The 19,214-nt window shown below is 40.8% G+C and carries 14 protein-coding genes, 6 tRNA genes and 3 rRNA genes; 7 read left to right on the top strand and 16 right to left on the bottom strand.

From position 1 onward, the window contains the following. The 4 genes from murA to AC1M85_RS03320 form a co-directional block, all read right to left on the bottom strand. Positions 1–1,260 carry a UDP-N-acetylglucosamine 1-carboxyvinyltransferase gene (gene murA / locus AC1M85_RS03335; RefSeq protein ID WP_180000148.1) on the bottom strand — a complete coding sequence of 420 codons (1,260 nt, stop codon included), beginning with the start codon at positions 1,258–1,260 and terminating at the stop codon, positions 1–3. A 7-nt stretch (positions 1,261–1,267) separates the two neighbouring features. Next, complete coding sequence (ibaG, locus tag AC1M85_RS03330) at positions 1,268–1,519, bottom strand: BolA family iron metabolism protein IbaG (protein ID WP_035268923.1); 252 nt, start codon at positions 1,517–1,519, stop codon at positions 1,268–1,270. A gap of 142 nt (positions 1,520–1,661) precedes the next feature. Continuing rightward, positions 1,662–1,994: a ribosome hibernation-promoting factor, HPF/YfiA family gene (gene hpf / locus AC1M85_RS03325; protein WP_035268921.1), complete on the bottom strand. Its 333-nt coding sequence runs from the start codon at positions 1,992–1,994 to the stop codon at positions 1,662–1,664. Positions 1,995–2,182: 188 nt separating this feature from the next. Continuing rightward, positions 2,183–3,634, bottom strand: a complete 1,452-nt coding sequence (locus tag AC1M85_RS03320; protein ID WP_180028738.1) for an RNA polymerase factor sigma-54 — start codon at positions 3,632–3,634, stop codon at positions 2,183–2,185. Positions 3,635–4,090: 456 nt separating this feature from the next. On the opposite strand from AC1M85_RS03320, the gene AC1M85_RS03315 reads away from it, so the two are divergent. The 4 genes from AC1M85_RS03315 to AC1M85_RS03300 all read left to right on the top strand — a co-directional run bounded on the left by AC1M85_RS03315 (position 4,091) and on the right by AC1M85_RS03300 (position 7,336). Further along, complete coding sequence (locus AC1M85_RS03315; protein ID WP_488213549.1) at positions 4,091–4,990, top strand: amino acid ABC transporter substrate-binding protein; 900 nt, start codon at positions 4,091–4,093, stop codon at positions 4,988–4,990. A gap of 69 nt (positions 4,991–5,059) precedes the next feature. Next, on the top strand, positions 5,060–5,902 hold the full coding sequence (locus tag AC1M85_RS03310) for an amino acid ABC transporter permease (RefSeq protein WP_035270829.1): 843 nt from the start codon (positions 5,060–5,062) through the stop codon (positions 5,900–5,902). Between the two features lies 1 nt (position 5,903). Then, complete coding sequence (locus AC1M85_RS03305; RefSeq protein WP_180028741.1) at positions 5,904–6,581, top strand: amino acid ABC transporter permease; 678 nt, start codon at positions 5,904–5,906, stop codon at positions 6,579–6,581. Between the two features lie 11 nt (positions 6,582–6,592). Then, positions 6,593–7,336, top strand: coding sequence for an amino acid ABC transporter ATP-binding protein (locus tag AC1M85_RS03300; RefSeq protein WP_488213548.1), 744 nt, complete (start codon positions 6,593–6,595; stop codon positions 7,334–7,336). A 111-nt stretch (positions 7,337–7,447) separates the two neighbouring features. Here the strand turns inward: AC1M85_RS03300 and rrf are convergent. The 5 genes from rrf to AC1M85_RS03275 form a co-directional block, all read right to left on the bottom strand. Next, positions 7,448–7,562 (bottom strand): 5S ribosomal RNA (rrf, locus tag AC1M85_RS03295). 180 nt (positions 7,563–7,742) lie between these two features. Next, positions 7,743–10,634, bottom strand: a 23S ribosomal RNA gene (locus AC1M85_RS03290). Positions 10,635–11,013: 379 nt separating this feature from the next. Continuing rightward, positions 11,014–11,089: transfer RNA gene (locus tag AC1M85_RS03285), tRNA-Ala, on the bottom strand. Between the two features lie 39 nt (positions 11,090–11,128). Then, positions 11,129–11,205: transfer RNA gene (locus AC1M85_RS03280), tRNA-Ile, on the bottom strand. Between the two features lie 61 nt (positions 11,206–11,266). Beyond that, positions 11,267–12,804, bottom strand: a 16S ribosomal RNA gene (locus AC1M85_RS03275). Together the 16S, 23S and 5S rRNA genes with 2 tRNA genes alongside form the textbook arrangement of a ribosomal RNA operon. A gap of 639 nt (positions 12,805–13,443) precedes the next feature. Between AC1M85_RS03275 and yfiR the strand changes: the two genes are divergently transcribed. From yfiR to yfiB, 3 genes are read left to right on the top strand one after another with little or no spacing between them, the layout of a single operon-like run. Continuing rightward, a complete protein-coding gene (yfiR, locus tag AC1M85_RS03270) occupies positions 13,444–13,863 on the top strand; it encodes a regulatory sequestration protein YfiR (protein ID WP_488213547.1) in 420 nt (139 codons plus the stop codon). After that, positions 13,856–15,073, top strand: a complete 1,218-nt coding sequence (dgcN, locus tag AC1M85_RS03265; protein ID WP_481610406.1) for a diguanylate cyclase DgcN/YfiN — start codon at positions 13,856–13,858, stop codon at positions 15,071–15,073. The genes yfiR and dgcN overlap by 8 nt, the downstream gene beginning before the upstream one ends. 24 nt (positions 15,074–15,097) lie before the next feature. Beyond that, on the top strand, positions 15,098–15,577 hold the full coding sequence (gene yfiB, locus AC1M85_RS03260) for an outer membrane lipoprotein YfiB (protein WP_481590901.1): 480 nt from the start codon (positions 15,098–15,100) through the stop codon (positions 15,575–15,577). Positions 15,578–15,687: 110 nt separating this feature from the next. On the opposite strand, the gene AC1M85_RS03255 is transcribed toward yfiB, so the two are convergent. The 7 genes from AC1M85_RS03255 to AC1M85_RS03225 form a co-directional block, all read right to left on the bottom strand. Next, positions 15,688–15,764 (bottom strand) — tRNA-Pro (locus tag AC1M85_RS03255). A gap of 17 nt (positions 15,765–15,781) precedes the next feature. Next, positions 15,782–15,857, bottom strand: a tRNA-His gene (locus AC1M85_RS03250). A 37-nt stretch (positions 15,858–15,894) separates the two neighbouring features. Continuing rightward, positions 15,895–15,971: transfer RNA gene (locus AC1M85_RS03245), tRNA-Arg, on the bottom strand. 47 nt (positions 15,972–16,018) lie between these two features. After that, positions 16,019–16,095: transfer RNA gene (locus AC1M85_RS03240), tRNA-Pro, on the bottom strand. Positions 16,096–16,251: 156 nt separating this feature from the next. Continuing rightward, positions 16,252–17,319: a quinolinate synthase NadA gene (gene nadA / locus AC1M85_RS03235; protein WP_481590904.1), complete on the bottom strand. Its 1,068-nt coding sequence runs from the start codon at positions 17,317–17,319 to the stop codon at positions 16,252–16,254. A gap of 114 nt (positions 17,320–17,433) precedes the next feature. Further along, a complete protein-coding gene (gene argJ / locus AC1M85_RS03230; protein WP_488213546.1) occupies positions 17,434–18,654 on the bottom strand; it encodes a bifunctional glutamate N-acetyltransferase/amino-acid acetyltransferase ArgJ in 1,221 nt (406 codons plus the stop codon). A 169-nt stretch (positions 18,655–18,823) separates the two neighbouring features. Next, positions 18,824–19,174, bottom strand: a complete 351-nt coding sequence (locus AC1M85_RS03225; protein ID WP_488213545.1) for a hypothetical protein — start codon at positions 19,172–19,174, stop codon at positions 18,824–18,826. Between the last annotated feature and the right edge of the window lie 40 nt (positions 19,175–19,214).

Raw genomic sequence — 19,214 nt, 5'->3', positions numbered from 1 at the left:
TTACTCGCTCACTCGCTTAATTTGGGCACCTAAACCTTGTAATTTTGCTTCAACATCTTCATAACCGCGATCAATGTGATAAATACGGTCAATTAAAGTCTCTCCTTCAGCAGCTAAAGCAGCCAAAACTAAAGAAAATGAAGCACGCAAATCTGTTGCCATAACAGGTGCAGCTGAAAGTTTTTCAACTCCTGTTACAACTGCATCATTACCTTCAACCTGAATATTAGCGCCCATACGTGACAATTCAGGTACATGCATAAAACGGTTTTCAAAAATCGTTTCTGAAATTGTTGCAAACCCACGACCGATTGCATTGACCGCCATCAATTGTGCTTGCATATCTGTTGGAAAATCTGGATGAGGCAATGTACGGAAACTAACGGCCTTAGGACGCTTACCCATCATATCGAGTTCGATCCAATCATCACCGCGCGTAACTTCTGCACCCATTTCTTCAAATTTATCCAACACTGATTCCATCAGCAATGGATCTGTATGTGTCGTTTTAACTCGTCCGCCCGTAATAGCAGCAGCCGCTAAATAAGATCCTGTTTCAATACGGTCAGCAACAACTGAATATTCACAACCATGCAAACTTTCTACGCCAGTGACGATTAATGTATCCGTATCTAAACCTTCAATCTTCGCACCCATCTTAATGAGCATTTGTGCAAGATCAGTGATTTCAGGTTCACGAGCCGCATTACGGATGGTAGTAACACCTTCTGCTAAAACAGCAGCCATGAGGATGTTTTCTGTCCCACCCACAGTAACCATATCGAAAACAACTTCACCGCCTTTTAAGCGACCATCAACTTTTGCATTGACATAGCCTGCTTCGACTTCAATTTCCGCACCTAAAGCTTCTAATGCTTTTAAATGCTGGTCAACAGGACGTGAGCCAATAGCACAACCACCAGGTAAAGATACTTTTGCACTACCGTAGCGCGCCAGCAATGGGCCAAGCACCAAAATAGAAGCTCGCATAGTCTTTACGAGTTCATATGGTGCAAATTGATTATCAAGGGTTGAAGTATCAGCGACAACAGTGTCACCTTCATACTTCATGGTAATCCCAAGACCTGCAATTAATTTTACAAGCGTATGAACATCTTTAAGCTTGGGTACATTTCTGAGCGTAATTGGTGTTTCAGCAAGAATCATTGCTGCTAAAAGTGGCAATGCAGCATTTTTTGCACCAGAGATGCGAACTTCGCCTTCTAGTCTTTTACCACCAGTGATTAGAAATTTATCCATTTATTCCTTAAGCTCCGAAAAGACTAGCTTTGCGCCATTCTTCTTTTGTCATTGCGCGTATGGTTACAGCGTGAACTGCACCACTTTTAATATATTCGTTAAGAGGAGCATAAACTGCTTGTTGACGAGCAACTGTTCTTTTACCTTCAAACAGATCATCTACAATACGGAGGTCAAATTTCCCACTTTGTCCACTTACAGCAACATCAGCAGAAGGGAAAGCAGCTTTTAAGATTTCAGTGAGCTGTTCACTATTCATTGCAAAGACCTCTCATGGGACGATCGATTGTGTAAAAACGGATTATTTTACTATAACTCATTCAATGAATTCATCTGCTATACAATTTATCTATAAAAAAAAGAGGCAATATACCTCTTTTTTTATTTTCAGCTACATACCGTCATATAGGCAGCGGCTGAAAAGCCATTTGCATTTTACGATATCGCATTAACTGTCTTTTTATTTTCTCAGTCAATTTTTTAATTGATGCATACATATCATCGCCAGATGCCTGAGCAAAAAGTTCGACGCCTGGTAAACGCACGATTGCTTCAGCGATATGATTCGAACTTCCTTTTTTCGAACGCTTATCGACTTGGTGATCCTTTGTGAGTTTCACCTGCATACTATTGACCTGATCAAGGTGCTTAGTCATTTCGGCGAATTTACAACGAATATTCTCTTCTATTGCAGGAGTAATACTTAAATGATGTCCACGAATTGTTATTTGCATAATCCTATCCCTCTCCTTCTAAAGGATTTGATTGAGTTAAGCCATGTGATTGCATGACAGAACATTCAACATAGAATTATTCTGCAAATTTAAGTCATGAAATCATGCTGGCTAAACCTCGTGTAACTAAAAAAAAGAGATTCATTATTTCGTCATAATGAACCTCTAGAATAATCACACTTCAAATTTCAGATCAAGACTTTTCGATCGGATGATGCAGGAATATGTAACGATTCGCGATATTTTGCGACTGTACGACGTGCAACATCGATACCATCCTCATTTAACAACTTAGCTAAACTATTATCAGATAATGGTTTTCTTGGGTTCTCTTCAGCAATCAACTTTTTAATTTTTGCTCGGATCGCAGTTGAAGACGCTTCACCACCTGACGTTGTTCCAACATGGCTTGAGAAAAAATATTTAAGTTCAAACAACCCTCTCGGCGTAAGCAAATATTTATTGGTCGTTACACGAGATACTGTTGATTCATGTAACTCAACCTCCTCCGCCACATCTCTCAACACCAAAGGTTTCATTCCTTCAGCACCCAACTCTAAAAAATCTCGTTGATGCTGAACAATACATGTCGCTACTTTTAAAAGCGTTTTATGGCGCTCATCTACACTTTTAATAAAATTTTTAGCATCAAGCATTTGATTGCGTAAGTATTGATTATCTGCACTTTGATCAGCTCGACGAATCATATTTGCGTAATAAGGGTTGATACGTAATTTTGGCAAAATATCTGGATTTAAGTGCACATGCCAACTGTCATTTTTCTTTGCCACCACAACATCAGGCACCTGGTATTCAGATTCTTTATTTTCAAACATTAACCCTGGATAGGGTTGTAATGATTTTAAAAGTTGTATCGCTGCTTTTAGCTGTTCAAGTTTAAAACCTGTTTGCTTCAGTAATTTATTTAGGTCATTGGCAATCAATAATTCATAATGCTGCAATAACAATAACGCGTCATTACGGCATGGTAAGGTATTAGGCAAAACTTGAAGCTGAACATATAAGCATTCCACAAGATTGCGTGAACCAACGCCAATCGGCTCTAGTCTTTGAATATGTTTCAACACCACTAAAATTTCATCAATCTCAACATCTTCTTCAATATCCATCTGTGCGAGTAAAGTCAGCACTGCGTGGTGAATTTCTTCAACGCTCTCATCTAAAAAGCCTTTTTCATCCAAACCATCTACGATGCAATAAGCGATCAAAAGATCAGTTTGGGAGAAATTTAGAAGATTAACTTGCTGTAAAATATGATCTTTCAGTGTATTTTGAATTGATCGATTATCCTCACGTTCTTCATATTCTGGTAATTCCATTGATGATGATTGATGGGTATATACATCATCCCATTCCGTATCTACAGGTAAATCATTTGGCAAATGATCTGCATTTAATTCTCGAGTAAGATCACTAGCAGAATTTTCCTGATTCAAGTCCTCCAAACTTTGCATTGGAGAATCATCATCCACCTTTTCAAGTAAGGGGTTACTATCCAACTGCAATTGAACTTCTTGCTCCAACTCTAAGCTGGATAATTGTAAAAGTCGGATCGCTTGTTGGAGCTGGGGTGTCAAAGACAAAGAATTGGATACTTTTAGTCCTAACGCTAATTTCATAAATCATTACCCCCTAACATCGTTATTATTCATGCAATAATCATGCCTACAACTCTTATAACATAAGTTTCAAGTGTTAGGTTAATCAATTAGTCTTAATTGTTAATAAAAAATAGAGATAAAATACATTATAATTCAATCACTTTTTTTTAATTAATATTCAAAAAATATGAGCACTCAAGCTTAAATTAAAAAAATAATTTTTTAGCGTTATCTGCAGTTATGGTTGATTAAAAATAAACCACTTACTCATAATCAAGGTTTTATAAGCTCATGATTTATTTCGCGTTGATCAAAAAATCTAAATTCATTTGAATTTCGAGTATTTTTTATTCTTTACTTATTCTCATAGAAAGTATAAAAATAATTAATAGTTTATTTTGAATAGATTTCAACCAAATTTGAGAACTGTCAAAATTATAAGAACGATGCACTACAAGACATGGAGATTTCTTGATGAAAAGTCTATCTGGTAAAGTCCTTCTCAGCGCGTTAGGCTTCATCATCGCTGGCGGAACAATGAGTCAAGCCAATGCCACTGACACCATTGCGAAAATCAAAAAAAATGGAAAAGTGATCATCGGGTATCGTGAATCTTCTGATCCAATCTCATATATCGTGGGTGGTAAACCTATGGGATATGCCATCGATATCTGTAATAACGTAGCTAACGAATTAAAAAAAGACTTAAAACTCCCCAACTTAAAAGTTGAATATAAAGCGGTTACTTCTTCCACGCGAATTCCTGAAATGCTCGCTGGAAACATTGATGTGGAATGCGGGACGACAACCAACTCTGTCCAGCGACAACAGCAAGTCAACTTCTCTACAAATTACTTTGCCACTGAAGTACGTATGGCAGTCAAAGCTTCAGCGCCTTTCAAAGATTTAGGTGATTTAAATGGTAAAGCCGTTGCCACAACGCAAGGAACAACCTCGGATAAATATATTAAAATGGGTGCACGAGGAGAAAAAATAAAAGTTACCAATGTCTATGGTAAAGATCATGCTGATTCTTTTGCAATGGTCGCTTCGGGACGTGCAGCTGCATTTGTTATGGATGACAATATTCTTGCAGGGCTCATTGCCAAATCATCAAAACCTCAAGATTTTAAAATTGTAGGTCCAGTCCTTTCGTCAGAACCTTACGGAATTATGCTGCCTAAAGGGGATGCCAAGTTTAAAGCGATTGCAGATCGTGTGGTAACTGGAATGTGGAAAAATGGTCAAATGGATACCCTTTATAAAAAATGGTTCTTATCACCTATTCCACCACGCAATATCAATCTAAACATGCCTATGAGTAGCTCATTTAAAAAATTAAAAGCATCTCCGAATGATGCAGGGATTAAATAACAAAAATTATGAGGGCTTAAATAAAAACACTTAAGCCCTTTTTTCTCGTAACCATTGCAGGAAATTTCAATGGCTGTTGGTTCTTTAAATTGGACGTCATTTTGCTTGGCATCCAACGAATATGGCGTTGATAAAAAAGATTGGGCTGAATCTATCTGTAGTGCGATTGGAGGTTCAAGTTATTCAGCTGTTGCTGATGCACCGACCTGGTTACAAATACTTGGATCAGGTATTTGGACCATGATCTGGACTGCTGTCATTGCCTTTTTCATCGCATTTTTACTTGGTTCACTTATTGGCATTATGCGTACATTACCCAATAAGTTACTTTCATTCATTGGGACTTGTTATGTAGAGTTATTCAGAAATATACCCTTAATCGTTCAATTATTTTTCTGGGCATTCGTTTTTCCTCAACTCCTGCCATTAAGTATGAGTACTGGAAGTGGTGAAATGGTTCCTGGCGGATGGTGGCAAAATATTTTAAATAATAATCCAGCAATTATTGGTGTATTTGCACTGGGTCTATATACCGCTGCAAGGATTGCTGAGCAGGTTCGAGCAGGTATTAATACTGTTTCACAAGGTCAAAAAAATGCAGCTTATGCGATTGGTTTAAATTTAAACCAAAGTTATCGTTATGTCATTCTGCCAGTGGCTTATCGAATCGTTTGGCCAACACTGACATCAGAAGCAATGAATGTATTTAAAAATTCAGCCGTACTTTTTGCCTTAAGTGTTTTGAATTTTTTTGCATATACCAAAACAATGCGAGAAGAAACCTCTCAAGACGTGGTCATTTTAATTCTTTCAACACCTGTTTATCTCATCATCACTTATTCAATTAAATACCTGATGGCATGGATTGAGAAACGGATGGCTGTACCAGGTCTAGGTTCGGGAGGTAAATAAAATGGACTTTAGTGTTCTAACTCATCCCGATGTCGTTGCAAGTTTGATCGCTGGTTTTAAATTTACAGTTACAGTAACCATTCTTTCGATTATTGGTGGGATTCTTCTTGGTACACCAATCGCGATGATGCGTCTATCAAATAATAAAATTGCCAGTGGATTTGCAAAATTTTATGTCGACTTTTTTCGAGGTGTTCCCCTCATTCAAGTTATTTTTATCTTTTACTTTTTACTTCCTAAGTTTTTCGATTTCCAATATCACACCTATTGGGGACCTTTATTTTCAAGTGTAGTAACCTTCGCCATTTTTGAGGCTGCCTTTTTTTCAGAAATTGTCCGTTCTGGCATTCAATCAGTTTCTAAAGGACAAGTGAATGCAGGTTACGCCTTGGGGTTTAATTATCGCCAGACGATGTCATACGTAGTTTTACCCCAAGCTTTTAGAAATATGTTACCCGTGATATTGACGCAATCCATTGTTCTTTTTCAAGATGTGTCTTTGGTTTATGTCATCAGTGCACCAGATTTCTTAGGCAATGCAAATACTTTAGCTAATACCTATGGTTCGGAAACCAAAGCCGTTTTCTATCTAGTTGTTGCTGTCGTCTATTTTGTCATTTCATTTGCACTTTCACGACTAGTTAAACGCTTACATCAAAAAATAGCCATTATTCGATAAGGAGAATCAAAATGCCAATGATTGAAATTCAAGATGTATCCAAATGGTATGGAGATTTTCAGGTACTTAGCGAATGCTCAACCACTATCAACAAAGGTGAAGTTGTCGTTGTATGCGGTCCATCTGGCTCAGGTAAATCTACACTTATTAAGACAGTAAATGCTTTAGAACCTTTTCAACAAGGAAATATTATCGTTGATGGTACCGCTTTAAAAGACTCTAAAACGAATCTAGCAAAATTCAGATCTAGAGTAGGTATGGTATTTCAACATTTTGAACTTTTTCCTCATATAACTGTGTTAGATAACCTAACAATAGGACAAATCAAAGTACTTAATCGCTCAACTGAAGAAGCTAAAATAAAGGCCTTACAATATTTGGATCGAGTCGGTTTAACAGCACACAAAGATAAATTTCCAGGACAATTATCAGGTGGTCAACAACAACGTGTCGCGATTGCACGTGGTCTTTGTATGGACCCAGTCTGTATGCTTTTTGATGAACCCACTTCCGCATTAGATCCTGAAATGGTGGGTGAAGTGCTTGAAGTCATGAGCCAACTTGCAAAAGAAGGCATGACGATGATGTGTGTTACCCATGAAATGGGATTTGCAAAAAAAGTTTCAGATCGAGTGATATTTATGGATCAAGGCAAAATTCTAGAGGATTGCCCGACTGATGACTTCTTTAATAAGCCACTAGAGCGACATGAAAGGACAAAATATTTTTTAGATAAAATTTCAGCAGTACACTAAACATCAGAATGAATCCAAAAATTTCGCTATATCTACTCAAATTATTTTGAAATTCAATTTTTATATATAAAAAAACACCCCCTTGTATTGAAGGGGGTGTTTAGAATAATGAGCTGGCGATGACTTACTCTCACATGGGTAACCCCACACTACCATCAGCGCTAAGAGGTTTCACTTCTGAGTTCGGGAAGGGATCAGGTGGTTCACTCTTGCTATTGTCGCCAGCACAACTGTTGTGACTTTGCTTGGGTCTTATTCGCATGTATTGTTTGCGTGCCTTTGCTTGGTCAAAGAAGTTATTAACAGCTATTTGAGTTGCTTTAATTTGTGCAGTTTAGCGTTTTATCTAACTAAATCAAGTTATTTGTCATGATTTGAACCACAACACCAACTGTTTGGGTGTTGTATAGTCAAGCCTCACGAGTAATTAGTATTGGTCAGCTTCATACGTCACCGTACTTCCACATCCAACCTATCAACGTTGTAGTCTTCAACGGCTCTTTAGAGGACATAAAGTCCTTGGGAAATCTAATCTTGAGGTAGGCTTCCCGCTTAGATGCTTTCAGCGGTTATCCCTTCCGAACATAGCTACCCGGCGATGCGACTGGCGTCACAACCGGTACACCAGAGGTTCGTCCACTCTGGTCCTCTCGTACTAGGAGCAGATCCTCTCAAATTTCCAACGCCCACGGTAGATAGGGACCGAACTGTCTCACGACGTTCTAAACCCAGCTCGCGTACCTCTTTAAATGGCGAACAGCCATACCCTTGGGACCTGCTTCAGCCCCAGGATGAGATGAGCCGACATCGAGGTGCCAAACACCGCCGTCGATATGAACTCTTGGGCGGTATCAGCCTGTTATCCCCAGAGTACCTTTTATCCGTTGAGCGATGGCCCTTCCATACAGAACCACCGGATCACTAAGACCTACTTTCGTACCTGCTCGACTTGTGGGTCTCGCAGTTAAGCGCGCTTTTGCCTTTATACTCTACGCGTGATTTCCGACCACGCTGAGCGCACCTTCGTACTCCTCCGTTACTCTTTAGGAGGAGACCGCCCCAGTCAAACTACCCACCAGACATGGTCCTCGCTCCAGATAATGGAGCAGAGTTAGAACCTCAATATTACCAGGGTGGTATTTCAAGGACGGCTCCATAGAAACTGGCGTTTCTACTTCAAAGCCTCCCACCTATCCTACACAAGTAAGATCAAAGTTCAATGTCAAGCTGCAGTAAAGGTTCACGGGGTCTTTCCGTCTAGCCGCGGGTACACCGCATCTTCACGGCGAATTCGATTTCACTGAGCCTCTGCTGGAGACAGCGCCGCCATCATTATGCCATTCGTGCAGGTCGGAACTTACCCGACAAGGAATTTCGCTACCTTAGGACCGTTATAGTTACGGCCGCCGTTTACTGGGGCTTCGATCAAGAGCTTCGCTTACGCTAACCCCATCAATTAACCTTCCAGCACCGGGCAGGCATCACACCCTATACGTCCACTTTCGTGTTTGCAGAGTGCTATGTTTTTAATAAACAGTTGCAGCGGCCTGGTTTCTGAGGCTGCCAGTAGCTCAAGGAGCAAGTCCTATCACCGCCGGCAGCGTACCTTCTCCCGAAGTTACGGTACCATTTTGCCTAGTTCCTTCAGCAGAGTTCTCTCAAGCGCTTTGGTCTACTCGACCTGACCACCTGTGTCGGTTTCGGGTACGATTCCTGTGTAACTGAAGCTTAGAGACTTTTCCTGGAAGTATGGTATCAGCCACTTCGCTAGTAAACTAGCTTGCTATCGATTCTCAGCATAGAGTACCCCGGATTTGCCTAAGATACATGCCTACAATCTTCCACCTGGACAACCAACGCCAGGCTGACTTAACCTTCTCCGTCCTCTCATCGCATTACACAGAAGTATTGGAATATTAACCAATTTCCCATCGACTACGCCTCTCGGCCTCGCCTTAGGGGTCGACTCACCCAGCCCCGATTAACGTTGGACTGGAACCCTTGGTCTTTCAGCGAACGGGTTTTTCACCCGTTTTATCGTTACTCACGTCAGCATTCGCACTTCTGATACCTCCAGCAGACTTCTCAATCCACCTTCATCGGCTTACAGAACGCTCCCCTACCACTTGCAATAAATTGCAAATCCGCAGCTTCGGTACATAGTTTTAGCCCCGTTACATCTTCCGCGCAGGCCGACTCGACTAGTGAGCTATTACGCTTTCTTTAAAGGGTGGCTGCTTCTAAGCCAACCTCCTAGCTGTCTATGCCTTCCCACATCGTTTCCCACTTAACTATGATTTAGGGACCTTAGCTGGCGGTCTGGATTGTTTTCCTCTTGACTACGGACGTTAGCACCCGCAGTCTGTCTCCCGGATAGTACTCATTGGTATTCGGAGTTTGCATCGGTTTGGTAAGTCGGGATGACCCCCTAGCCGAAACAGTGCTCTACCCCCAATGGTATTCGTCCGAGGCGCTACCTAAATAGCTTTCGGGGAGAACCAGCTATCACCAGGCTTGATTAGCCTTTCACCCCTATCCACAAGTCATCCCCTGGCTTTTCAACGACAGTGGGTTCGGTCCTCCAGTAAGTGTTACCTCACCTTCAACCTGCTCATGGATAGATCGCCTGGTTTCGGGTCTACACCCAGCAACTAAACGCCCTATTAAGACTCGATTTCTCTACGGCTCCCCTATTCGGTTAACCTTGCTACTGAATGTAAGTCGCTGACCCATTATACAAAAGGTACGCAGTCACCACACGAAGTGGCTCCCACTGCTTGTATGCATGCGGTTTCAGGATCTATTTCACTCCCCTCACAGGGGTTCTTTTCGCCTTTCCCTCACGGTACTGGTTCACTATCGGTCAGTCAGGAGTATTTAGCCTTGGAGGATGGTCCCCCCATATTCAGACAAGGTTTCACGTGCCCCGCCCTACTCGACATCATCATGTAAGCCCTTTCGTGTACAGGACTATCACCTACTATGGTTGCACTTCCCAGAGCATTCCACTAAAGCTTACATAACTTAATGGGCTTTTCCCCTTTCGCTCGCCGCTACTGAGGGAATCTCAATTGATTTCTTTTCCTACGGGTACTGAGATGTTTCACTTCCCCGCGTTTGCCTTGCAACACTATGTATTCATGTTGCAATACCTATCTTATGATAGGTGGGTTCCCCCATTCAGAAATCTCCGGATCACAGGATATTTGCCGCCTCCCCGGAGCTTTTCGCAGGCTATCACGTCTTTCATCGCCTCTGACTGCCAAGGCATCCACCACATGCACTTAATTACTTGACTATACAACCCCAAACAGTCGTTCGACCCTACAAGTAGATCGTTCAACATTACAGTTTGAAGTACTGTGTATCTAAACACTGTACAGCTTCAATTCAAATTCATATACCAAAACGCTTGATTCAGTTAATTTCGCTAGTTCTCATTTCAATCACTTCAACTTAATAACTTACGTTATCTCGTTTCCGCTCTTTCTATGAGTATGAACAAATTATTTCAACTCAAATATATGCTGTTAATGATTCACTACGTCTTCGTCAGATCGCAGTCAACTGTGATAAATCACAGAGCTTAATAATCAAGGCGTGCAGTATACACAGCTTTATTACTAAGCTCTATAAGCTATCAACTCGTTTGCTTACTACGTATTCGAATGAATACGTGGTGGAGACTAGGAGAGTCGAACTCCTGACCTCCTGCGTGCAAAGCAGGCGCTCTACCAACTAAGCTAAGTCCCCAGCTTATCATTTAGATCAATGTATCGTATGAGTATGTCATGGTGGGTCTGACAAGACTTGAACTTGTGACCCCACGCTTATCAAGCGTGTGCTCTAACCAACTGAGCTACAGACCCTCAGATACATCGTCATGAAGAACAACTTGTTGTGGATTCTTACCAATCGTCAATCTTTCGTTAAGGAGGTGATCCAGCCGCAGGTTCCCCTACGGCTACCTTGTTACGACTTCACCCCAGTCATCGGCCACACCGTGGTAAGCGTCCTCCTTGCGGTTAGACTACCTACTTCTGGTGCAACAAACTCCCATGGTGTGACGGGCGGTGTGTACAAGGCCCGGGAACGTATTCACCGCGGCATTCTGATCCGCGATTACTAGCGATTCCGACTTCATGGAGTCGAGTTGCAGACTCCAATCCGGACTACGATCGGCTTTTTGAGATTAGCATCCTATCGCTAGGTAGCAACCCTTTGTACCGACCATTGTAGCACGTGTGTAGCCCTGGTCGTAAGGGCCATGATGACTTGACGTCGTCCCCGCCTTCCTCCAGTTTGTCACTGGCAGTATCCTTAAAGTTCCCGGCTTAACCCGCTGGCAAATAAGGAAAAGGGTTGCGCTCGTTGCGGGACTTAACCCAACATCTCACGACACGAGCTGACGACAGCCATGCAGCACCTGTATGTAAGTTCCCGAAGGCACCAATCCATCTCTGGAAAGTTCTTACTATGTCAAGACCAGGTAAGGTTCTTCGCGTTGCATCGAATTAAACCACATGCTCCACCGCTTGTGCGGGCCCCCGTCAATTCATTTGAGTTTTAGTCTTGCGACCGTACTCCCCAGGCGGTCTACTTATCGCGTTAGCTGCGCCACTAAAGCCTCAAAGGCCCCAACGGCTAGTAGACATCGTTTACGGCATGGACTACCAGGGTATCTAATCCTGTTTGCTCCCCATGCTTTCGTACCTCAGCGTCAGTATTAGGCCAGATGGCTGCCTTCGCCATCGGTATTCCTCCAGATCTCTACGCATTTCACCGCTACACCTGGAATTCTACCATCCTCTCCCATACTCTAGCTTCCCAGTATCGAATGCAATTCCCAAGTTAAGCTCGGGGATTTCACATCCGACTTAAAAAGCCGCCTACGCACGCTTTACGCCCAGTAAATCCGATTAACGCTCGCACCCTCTGTATTACCGCGGCTGCTGGCACAGAGTTAGCCGGTGCTTATTCTGCGAGTAACGTCCACTATCCAAGAGTATTAATCTTAGTAGCCTCCTCCTCGCTTAAAGTGCTTTACAACCAAAAGGCCTTCTTCACACACGCGGCATGGCTGGATCAGGCTTCCGCCCATTGTCCAATATTCCCCACTGCTGCCTCCCGTAGGAGTCTGGGCCGTGTCTCAGTCCCAGTGTGGCGGATCATCCTCTCAGACCCGCTACAGATCGTCGCCTTGGTAGGCCTTTACCCCACCAACTAGCTAATCCGACTTAGGCTCATCTATTAGCGCAAGGCCCGAAGGTCCCCTGCTTTCTCCCGTAGGACGTATGCGGTATTAGCATCCCTTTCGAGATGTTGTCCCCCACTAATAGGCAGATTCCTAAGCATTACTCACCCGTCCGCCGCTAGGTCCAGTAGCAAGCTACCTTCCCCCGCTCGACTTGCATGTGTTAAGCCTGCCGCCAGCGTTCAATCTGAGCCATGATCAAACTCTTCAGTTTAAAATCAATAGTACCTAAAGGGTACCAATCTTGGCTCATCAATTACTGACAAAAAATTTGCTCAAATAAACTTCGAGAAATTTCTACCAATTATTAATGATAATATATATCGATCAATCAACCAGTAAAAATCCACACAAGTTGTTCTTCATAATCTCTTAATGATCTTCTTAATGCTTCGTCAGCATCAAGCTAGGTCGGCTATATTACCCTTTCTTTTCAGAAAGTCAACTAGCAATGTTAATTTATTTTCTAACTTATTCCCAAAACTTAGATCCAACCTATTAGGCTAAATCCTTGTTTTTCAACAAGTTTTAATCAGCATCACCGCCGATGGATGTGCATTCTACAGGATTTCATATCCAATGCAACCTCTTTTTTCAATATTTTAGTATTTTTTTAAATTATGAGTGTTGAGTGGGCATTTAATAGTCAAATTCACATCATTCAGTATGATATTGATAAAAAATCGAACACTTTAACTTTATTAAAATTAGATTAGAATAGTCACTATTATTTAACTGACTAGAACTATGTTACTAAATGGCTATATTTAAAATCAAAAAAGCCGTATTGATCTCCCTACTGCTTTTGATGTGCAGCTTTAGCCATGCCAATTCCAACCAGAACATTTATCAAATGACTCTATCTATTTTGAGCTATGCCAAAATTTCATCTCCACAACCAGATTTATGTCTAATTGATAACACTGTGGCATTAGCAGAGTTTAATCAAACTATTCAAAAGCAAAATTCAAATATCAAAGCACAAAATATTCATGATTATGAATTAAACAAGACCAATTGTGATGTTATATTTTTCTCTAAATCTTCTCCAACAGTCGAACAAAAACTCATCCGAGAATCACTAAATAAGTCAATTCTCTCGTTTTCAACAAATAATGAAGATTGCGAGGTTGGAAGTGTTTTCTGTCTCTATAGCAATAAAGCAGGTATTACAAAATTTAAAGTCAATTTAGACAGTCTTGCAAAAACCAAAATCCACGTTGATCCTCGTGTATTACTTCTTGCACAGAAATGGAGTAATTCAGATGATTGATAAATTTTTTGGATTAACTTCACTCCAATCACTATTTAGAAGATCACAATTTTTAATTTTTGCGATTACTTTTTTGATCTGCACTTTAATTTTTGCAACGATTTCAATTTTTACGGTGAAATCATACGCCAATCAAAACTTAACCTTAGTGAGTCGCACAATTGCGGAACGCATTCAACCTGCTCTTGTTTTCCAAGATAAATACACTTTAGACAATATTTTACACGAGTACACACAACAACATTCAATTCGCCTTATCCAAGTATTGGATAGCAGTAAAGTTAAAATAACTGAAAGCAGTAAACTGATCGATCGCCATTCAGAACTTCAAACTTGGTTTGATGGATTATTTTTTTCTAAGCCGATTCAAATTGAAGTTACTCACAATGGACAATTGGTCGGTGAGCTTCATCTATTCGGCAGTTCTCAAGATATCATTTTATTCATTATCAAGATTTGCTTAGCCTTGATTTTAGGTATGCTTTTTATGATTTTCGCCTTATGGTGGTCGGTTAATGCAACCTATCGTCATATTATGAATTCTATATCACCAATTATTCATACAGCACAATTAGTGAGTCAACAAAAAGCATATAATCTCCGCTTTCCAAAAAATGATATTCAAGAATTTCATCATCTAAACTCAGTATTTAATCAACTATTAGAAGAAATTCAATCTTGGCACAATCAGTTACAGTCTGAAAATACTCAGCTTAATTATCAAGTACAACATGATGAATTAACACAATTACCAAACCGACATTACTTTTATAAAGTTTTGTGTAGCCTTTTCGATCAGCCTGATAAACGTGAAAATACTGTTTTGATTTTTATAGATAACAATAAATTTAAGTCTATTAACGATCAATATGGTCATTTAGTGGGGGATGAAGTGTTGAAAGAAATGGCAAAACGATTAAAACAAAACACACGTCAAAATGATTTTGTCGCAAGATTAAGCGGGGATGAATTTGCAATTATCCTAAGTCCTGTCAGTCAGGTTGATCACTTAATTTCGATTGCCGAAAATCTTATAAAATGTTCTGATGAGCCCTTAAAATATAACGGACAATCAATCCATTTTAGTTTTAGTCTTGGTATTGCTTTGGCTAAAGAAGCTCATACCCCTGAGGACTTAATTTCTCAAGCAGACCAAGCGATGTACAAAGCGAAGAATCTAAAACATCATTGGCACATATTTCAACAATAGAATTTTTACTGAGGATTAATACCTATGCTCAATCGTAGTTTCAAACTTTTTATCATGAGCATTCTTTGTATAGGATTAAGTGCATGCTTGGGTATGGGATCTTTAAGCTATAAACAAGTAAAAATGTTAAAACAACAAGGTTTCGTCCTCACAGAGGAAGGCTGGAGTTTAGGACTCCCCGAACGACTTCTTTTCGATTTCGATCAGGCTGAAATCTCTCAAAAAAATCGTGAACAGATTCAACATCTCGCAGCACAACTACAAAAATACAATTTAAAGAAAGTCCGTATCGTCGGTCATACCGATCTTATTGGCAATCCAGATTATAATTTTAAACTTTCTGAAAGCCGTGCCCGAAGCGTAAGCACTATTTTTATCGAAGAGGGTTTTAAACCTGCTCATATCCAAACCATTGGTCGCGGTTCAACCCAACCTATTAATACTGCAAATACTGACGCTGCCCATGCAGAAAATAGACGCGTTGCTGTTATTATCGTGCCTTAAACACTCAACAAAAAAAGATCCTAATAGGATCTTTTTTTAACAGCAAAAATCAGATATAAAAAAACCGCTTAACGCGGTATATTTTATCTGACCATTTATAATGAAATAAATGGTCGGAGCAGTAGGATTCGAACCTACGACCCCCTGGTCCCAAACCAGGTGCACTACCAGGCTGTGCTATACTCCGATTACATCGGTTTGTGTTGGGGTGAATGACGGGATTCGAACCCGCGACAACCGGAATCACAATCCGGGGCTCTACCAACTGAGCTACATCCACCATCACAAAATTTGGTTCTATAAAATCAAGCGACCAATGGCGCGCCTGACAGGATTCGAACCTGTGACCATCCGCTTAGAAGGCGGATGCTCTATCCAACTGAGCTACAGGCGCATTACCCATGATTGCGAGATCATTGGAAAACCTTTGCCTTGAAGAATTGGTCGGAGCAGTAGGATTCGAACCTACGACCCCCTGGTCCCAAACCAGGTGCACTACCAGGCTGTGCTATACTCCGATTCATCTCAGCTTTTGTACCGTTCAACTTATCGTTTGATGTATCGTTCGGTACGGTGTGCATTCTAGGCGTGACGCTGGATAACGTCAACACCTATCTTCAAAAAAAATCAAAAAAACACTTCAAATGTATATTTATCAAGCATTTTGACTAATATTAACGCTTTAATGACGCACTAAAGTTTAACATTCGATCTAATGGTAATTTAGCACGCTCTGCTAAAGCGGGATCAACATGGACTTCTTGATCACCATGTCGTAAAACATGTAAAATGCCATCCAATTCATTCATTGCCATCCATGGACAGTGTGCACAAGAACGACAAGTCGCTCCCTCACCTGCCGTAGGAGCCTCAATCAAAGTCTTATTCGGCACCATTTGCTGCATCTTATAAAAAATACCGCGATCGGTCGCAACAATCATTGTTTCATGCGGTAGTTCTTTTGCAGCTTTAATCAATTGTGAGGTACTTCCTACTGCGTCAGCAACATCAATTACCGATTCTGGTGATTCAGGATGGACTAAAACTGCAGCATCAGGATAGATGGCTTTCATCTGAGCGATGCCACGTGCTCTAAATTCTTCATGTACGATACAAGAACCATCCCAGAGCAACATATCCGCTCCAGTTTTCTTTTGAATGTAACGTCCTAAATGCTGATCAGGTGCCCAAATAATTTTTTCACCTAAACTATCTAAATGCTCAACAATTTCGACAGCACAACTTGATGTTACCACCCAATCTGCACGTGCTTTTACCGCAGCTGAGGTATTTGCATAAACCACAACAGTATGATCAGGATGAGCATCACAGAACTTGGTAAACTCATCTACAGGACAACCTAGATCGAGTGAACAAGTTGCCTCTAAAGTAGGCATTAAAATGGTTTTGTTAGGTGATAAAATTTTAGAAGTTTCACCCATAAACTTCACACCAGCCACAACGAGTGTTGTCGCATCATGATCACGTCCAAAACGTGCCATTTCAAGTGAATCTGAAACACAACCACCAGTAAGTTCCGCAAGCTCCTGTACGACCGGATCACAATAATAATGAGCAACCAATACCGCATTACGCTTTTCCAATTCAGCCTGGATCTCAGCAAATTTTTGCTGCTTTAACTCTGGTGTTAAATCTTGATTGTTAGATTCACCAATCAGGTCTAAATGAGCTTGAACAATTGCTTTCGCATCATTTGCAATTAAATTGGTTGCATCATTCATTATTTGCATCTCTATCCATAGCGCTTATCAATATAAGCAATTACACACCGATTGGATTTGACCAATCATTAAAATTTGATAAATAAAAAGCCTCAACAGGGAGGCTTAATTTATTTAAGAACGATAATCTGCGTTGATCTTGACATAATCATATGACAAATCACAGGTGTAAACCGTATCTTTGGCAGAACCACGGCCCAAATCAACGCGAATAGTAATTTCTGATTGATTCATCACTTTAGCACCAGCCTCTTCTGTGTAATCTGCCGCTGCACCACCATCTTTACAGATCTGGACATCATCTAACCATACTTGGATTTTGTCGACATTTAAATCTTGGACACCAGCATAACCAATTGCAGCCAAGATACGCCCCCAGTTAGGGTCAGAAGCAAAGAACGCTGTTTTTACCAAAGGTGAATGTGCAATGCTATAAGCGGTATCACAACACTCTTGCGTATTTGCACCACCTTCAACTGAAACAGTTATAAATTTGGTTGCACCCTCACCATCTCGAACGATTAACTGAGCCAAGCGCTTCATGACACGTGTAAGTACATCTAAAACAATAGAATAACGAGCATCTTCTTCAGATGTAATTTCAGCACCACCTGCTTGACCAGTTGCTGCAAAAATACAAGAGTCATTAGTAGATGTATCACCATCAATTGTGATGCGATTAAATGATTGTTCAACCGTGGTTTTTAATAGTTTTTGAACCAATTCACGAGCAATAGGCGCATCTGTCGCTACGAAGGACAACATCGTTGCCATATTAGGACGGATCATTCCTGCACCTTTTGAAATACCCGTCATTGTATAAACAACCCCGTCAATTTCAAATTGTTCAGAAGCGCCCTTAGGCAAAGTATCGGTCGTCATAATACCTGATGCTGCCTGAGGCCATACATCATCTTCAAGACTCTCAAATGCTGGTTTTAACCCAGCAATCAAACGCTCCATGGGTAACTGTTCACCAATTACGCCTGTTGAGAATGGCAAAACCTCGTTCTCATTTACACCAGCAATTTTGGCAAATTCAGCACAAGTGTCCTTTGCATTTTTCATACCTTTAGGACCAGTACCTGCATTCGCATTGCCTGTATTAATTACAAGGTAACGTGGATTTGTTTGAGACAAATGCAGTTTTGAAATATGTACTGGCGCTGCACAAAAAGCATTTTGGGTAAATACACCTGCAACTTGAGTGCCTTGTGCAAATTCAAATACAACCAAGTCACGTCGATTTGGGTAACGTACATACGCTTCTGCTGAGCCAATTCTTACACCCTTTACCACATGCATTTGTGGCATTGATACGTCACCCACCGCCATTTTTGATTGTCCGAATTAAAAAAAATGATGGCTAAGCTTATTAGAAATTAGAAAAAAAATCGAGTGAATAAGGCATTAGGGTTGATTGAAATGAATGATTTGAAATAAATCTCGATCCCTAAAAACAATAAAGCCAGTCAAAGACTGGCTTTTGTACGAAATTCTAAAATTAATTAGATACAGTTTGTTCCAATAAGGCTTGTTTTGCTTTTTCTTGACTTGAACTTGATAGAGCTGGATTTGATGCAACAATACGATTTGCTGTAGCTGGAGTTGCTGGTGCTATTGCAGCCGTTTGAAGAATGATTGGTCGACCAGCTGTATTACCAAGTGTGTAACGAATACCAGTGCGTGGACTTATCACCGTTGTGGAGTCATTTTTAACTTCAGTTTGTGCTTGAGTAACACCCGCAGCTGCTTGAACTTTCGCTAGAGGTACAGTTTTCGTATCAGCATTGGCAAATGCAAAAGTTGGTAAAGCAAAAACTGCAAATAAAGCCGGTTTTAGTATTTTTTTCATTGTCGCTACCATATATTAAATCATGCAAAATTAAATAGCA

This window comes from Acinetobacter sp. 24-47-64 (assembly GCF_057737055.1).
The sequence above is the reverse complement of the archived record's forward strand: the minus strand, read 5'-3'. Positions and strand labels throughout refer to the sequence as shown.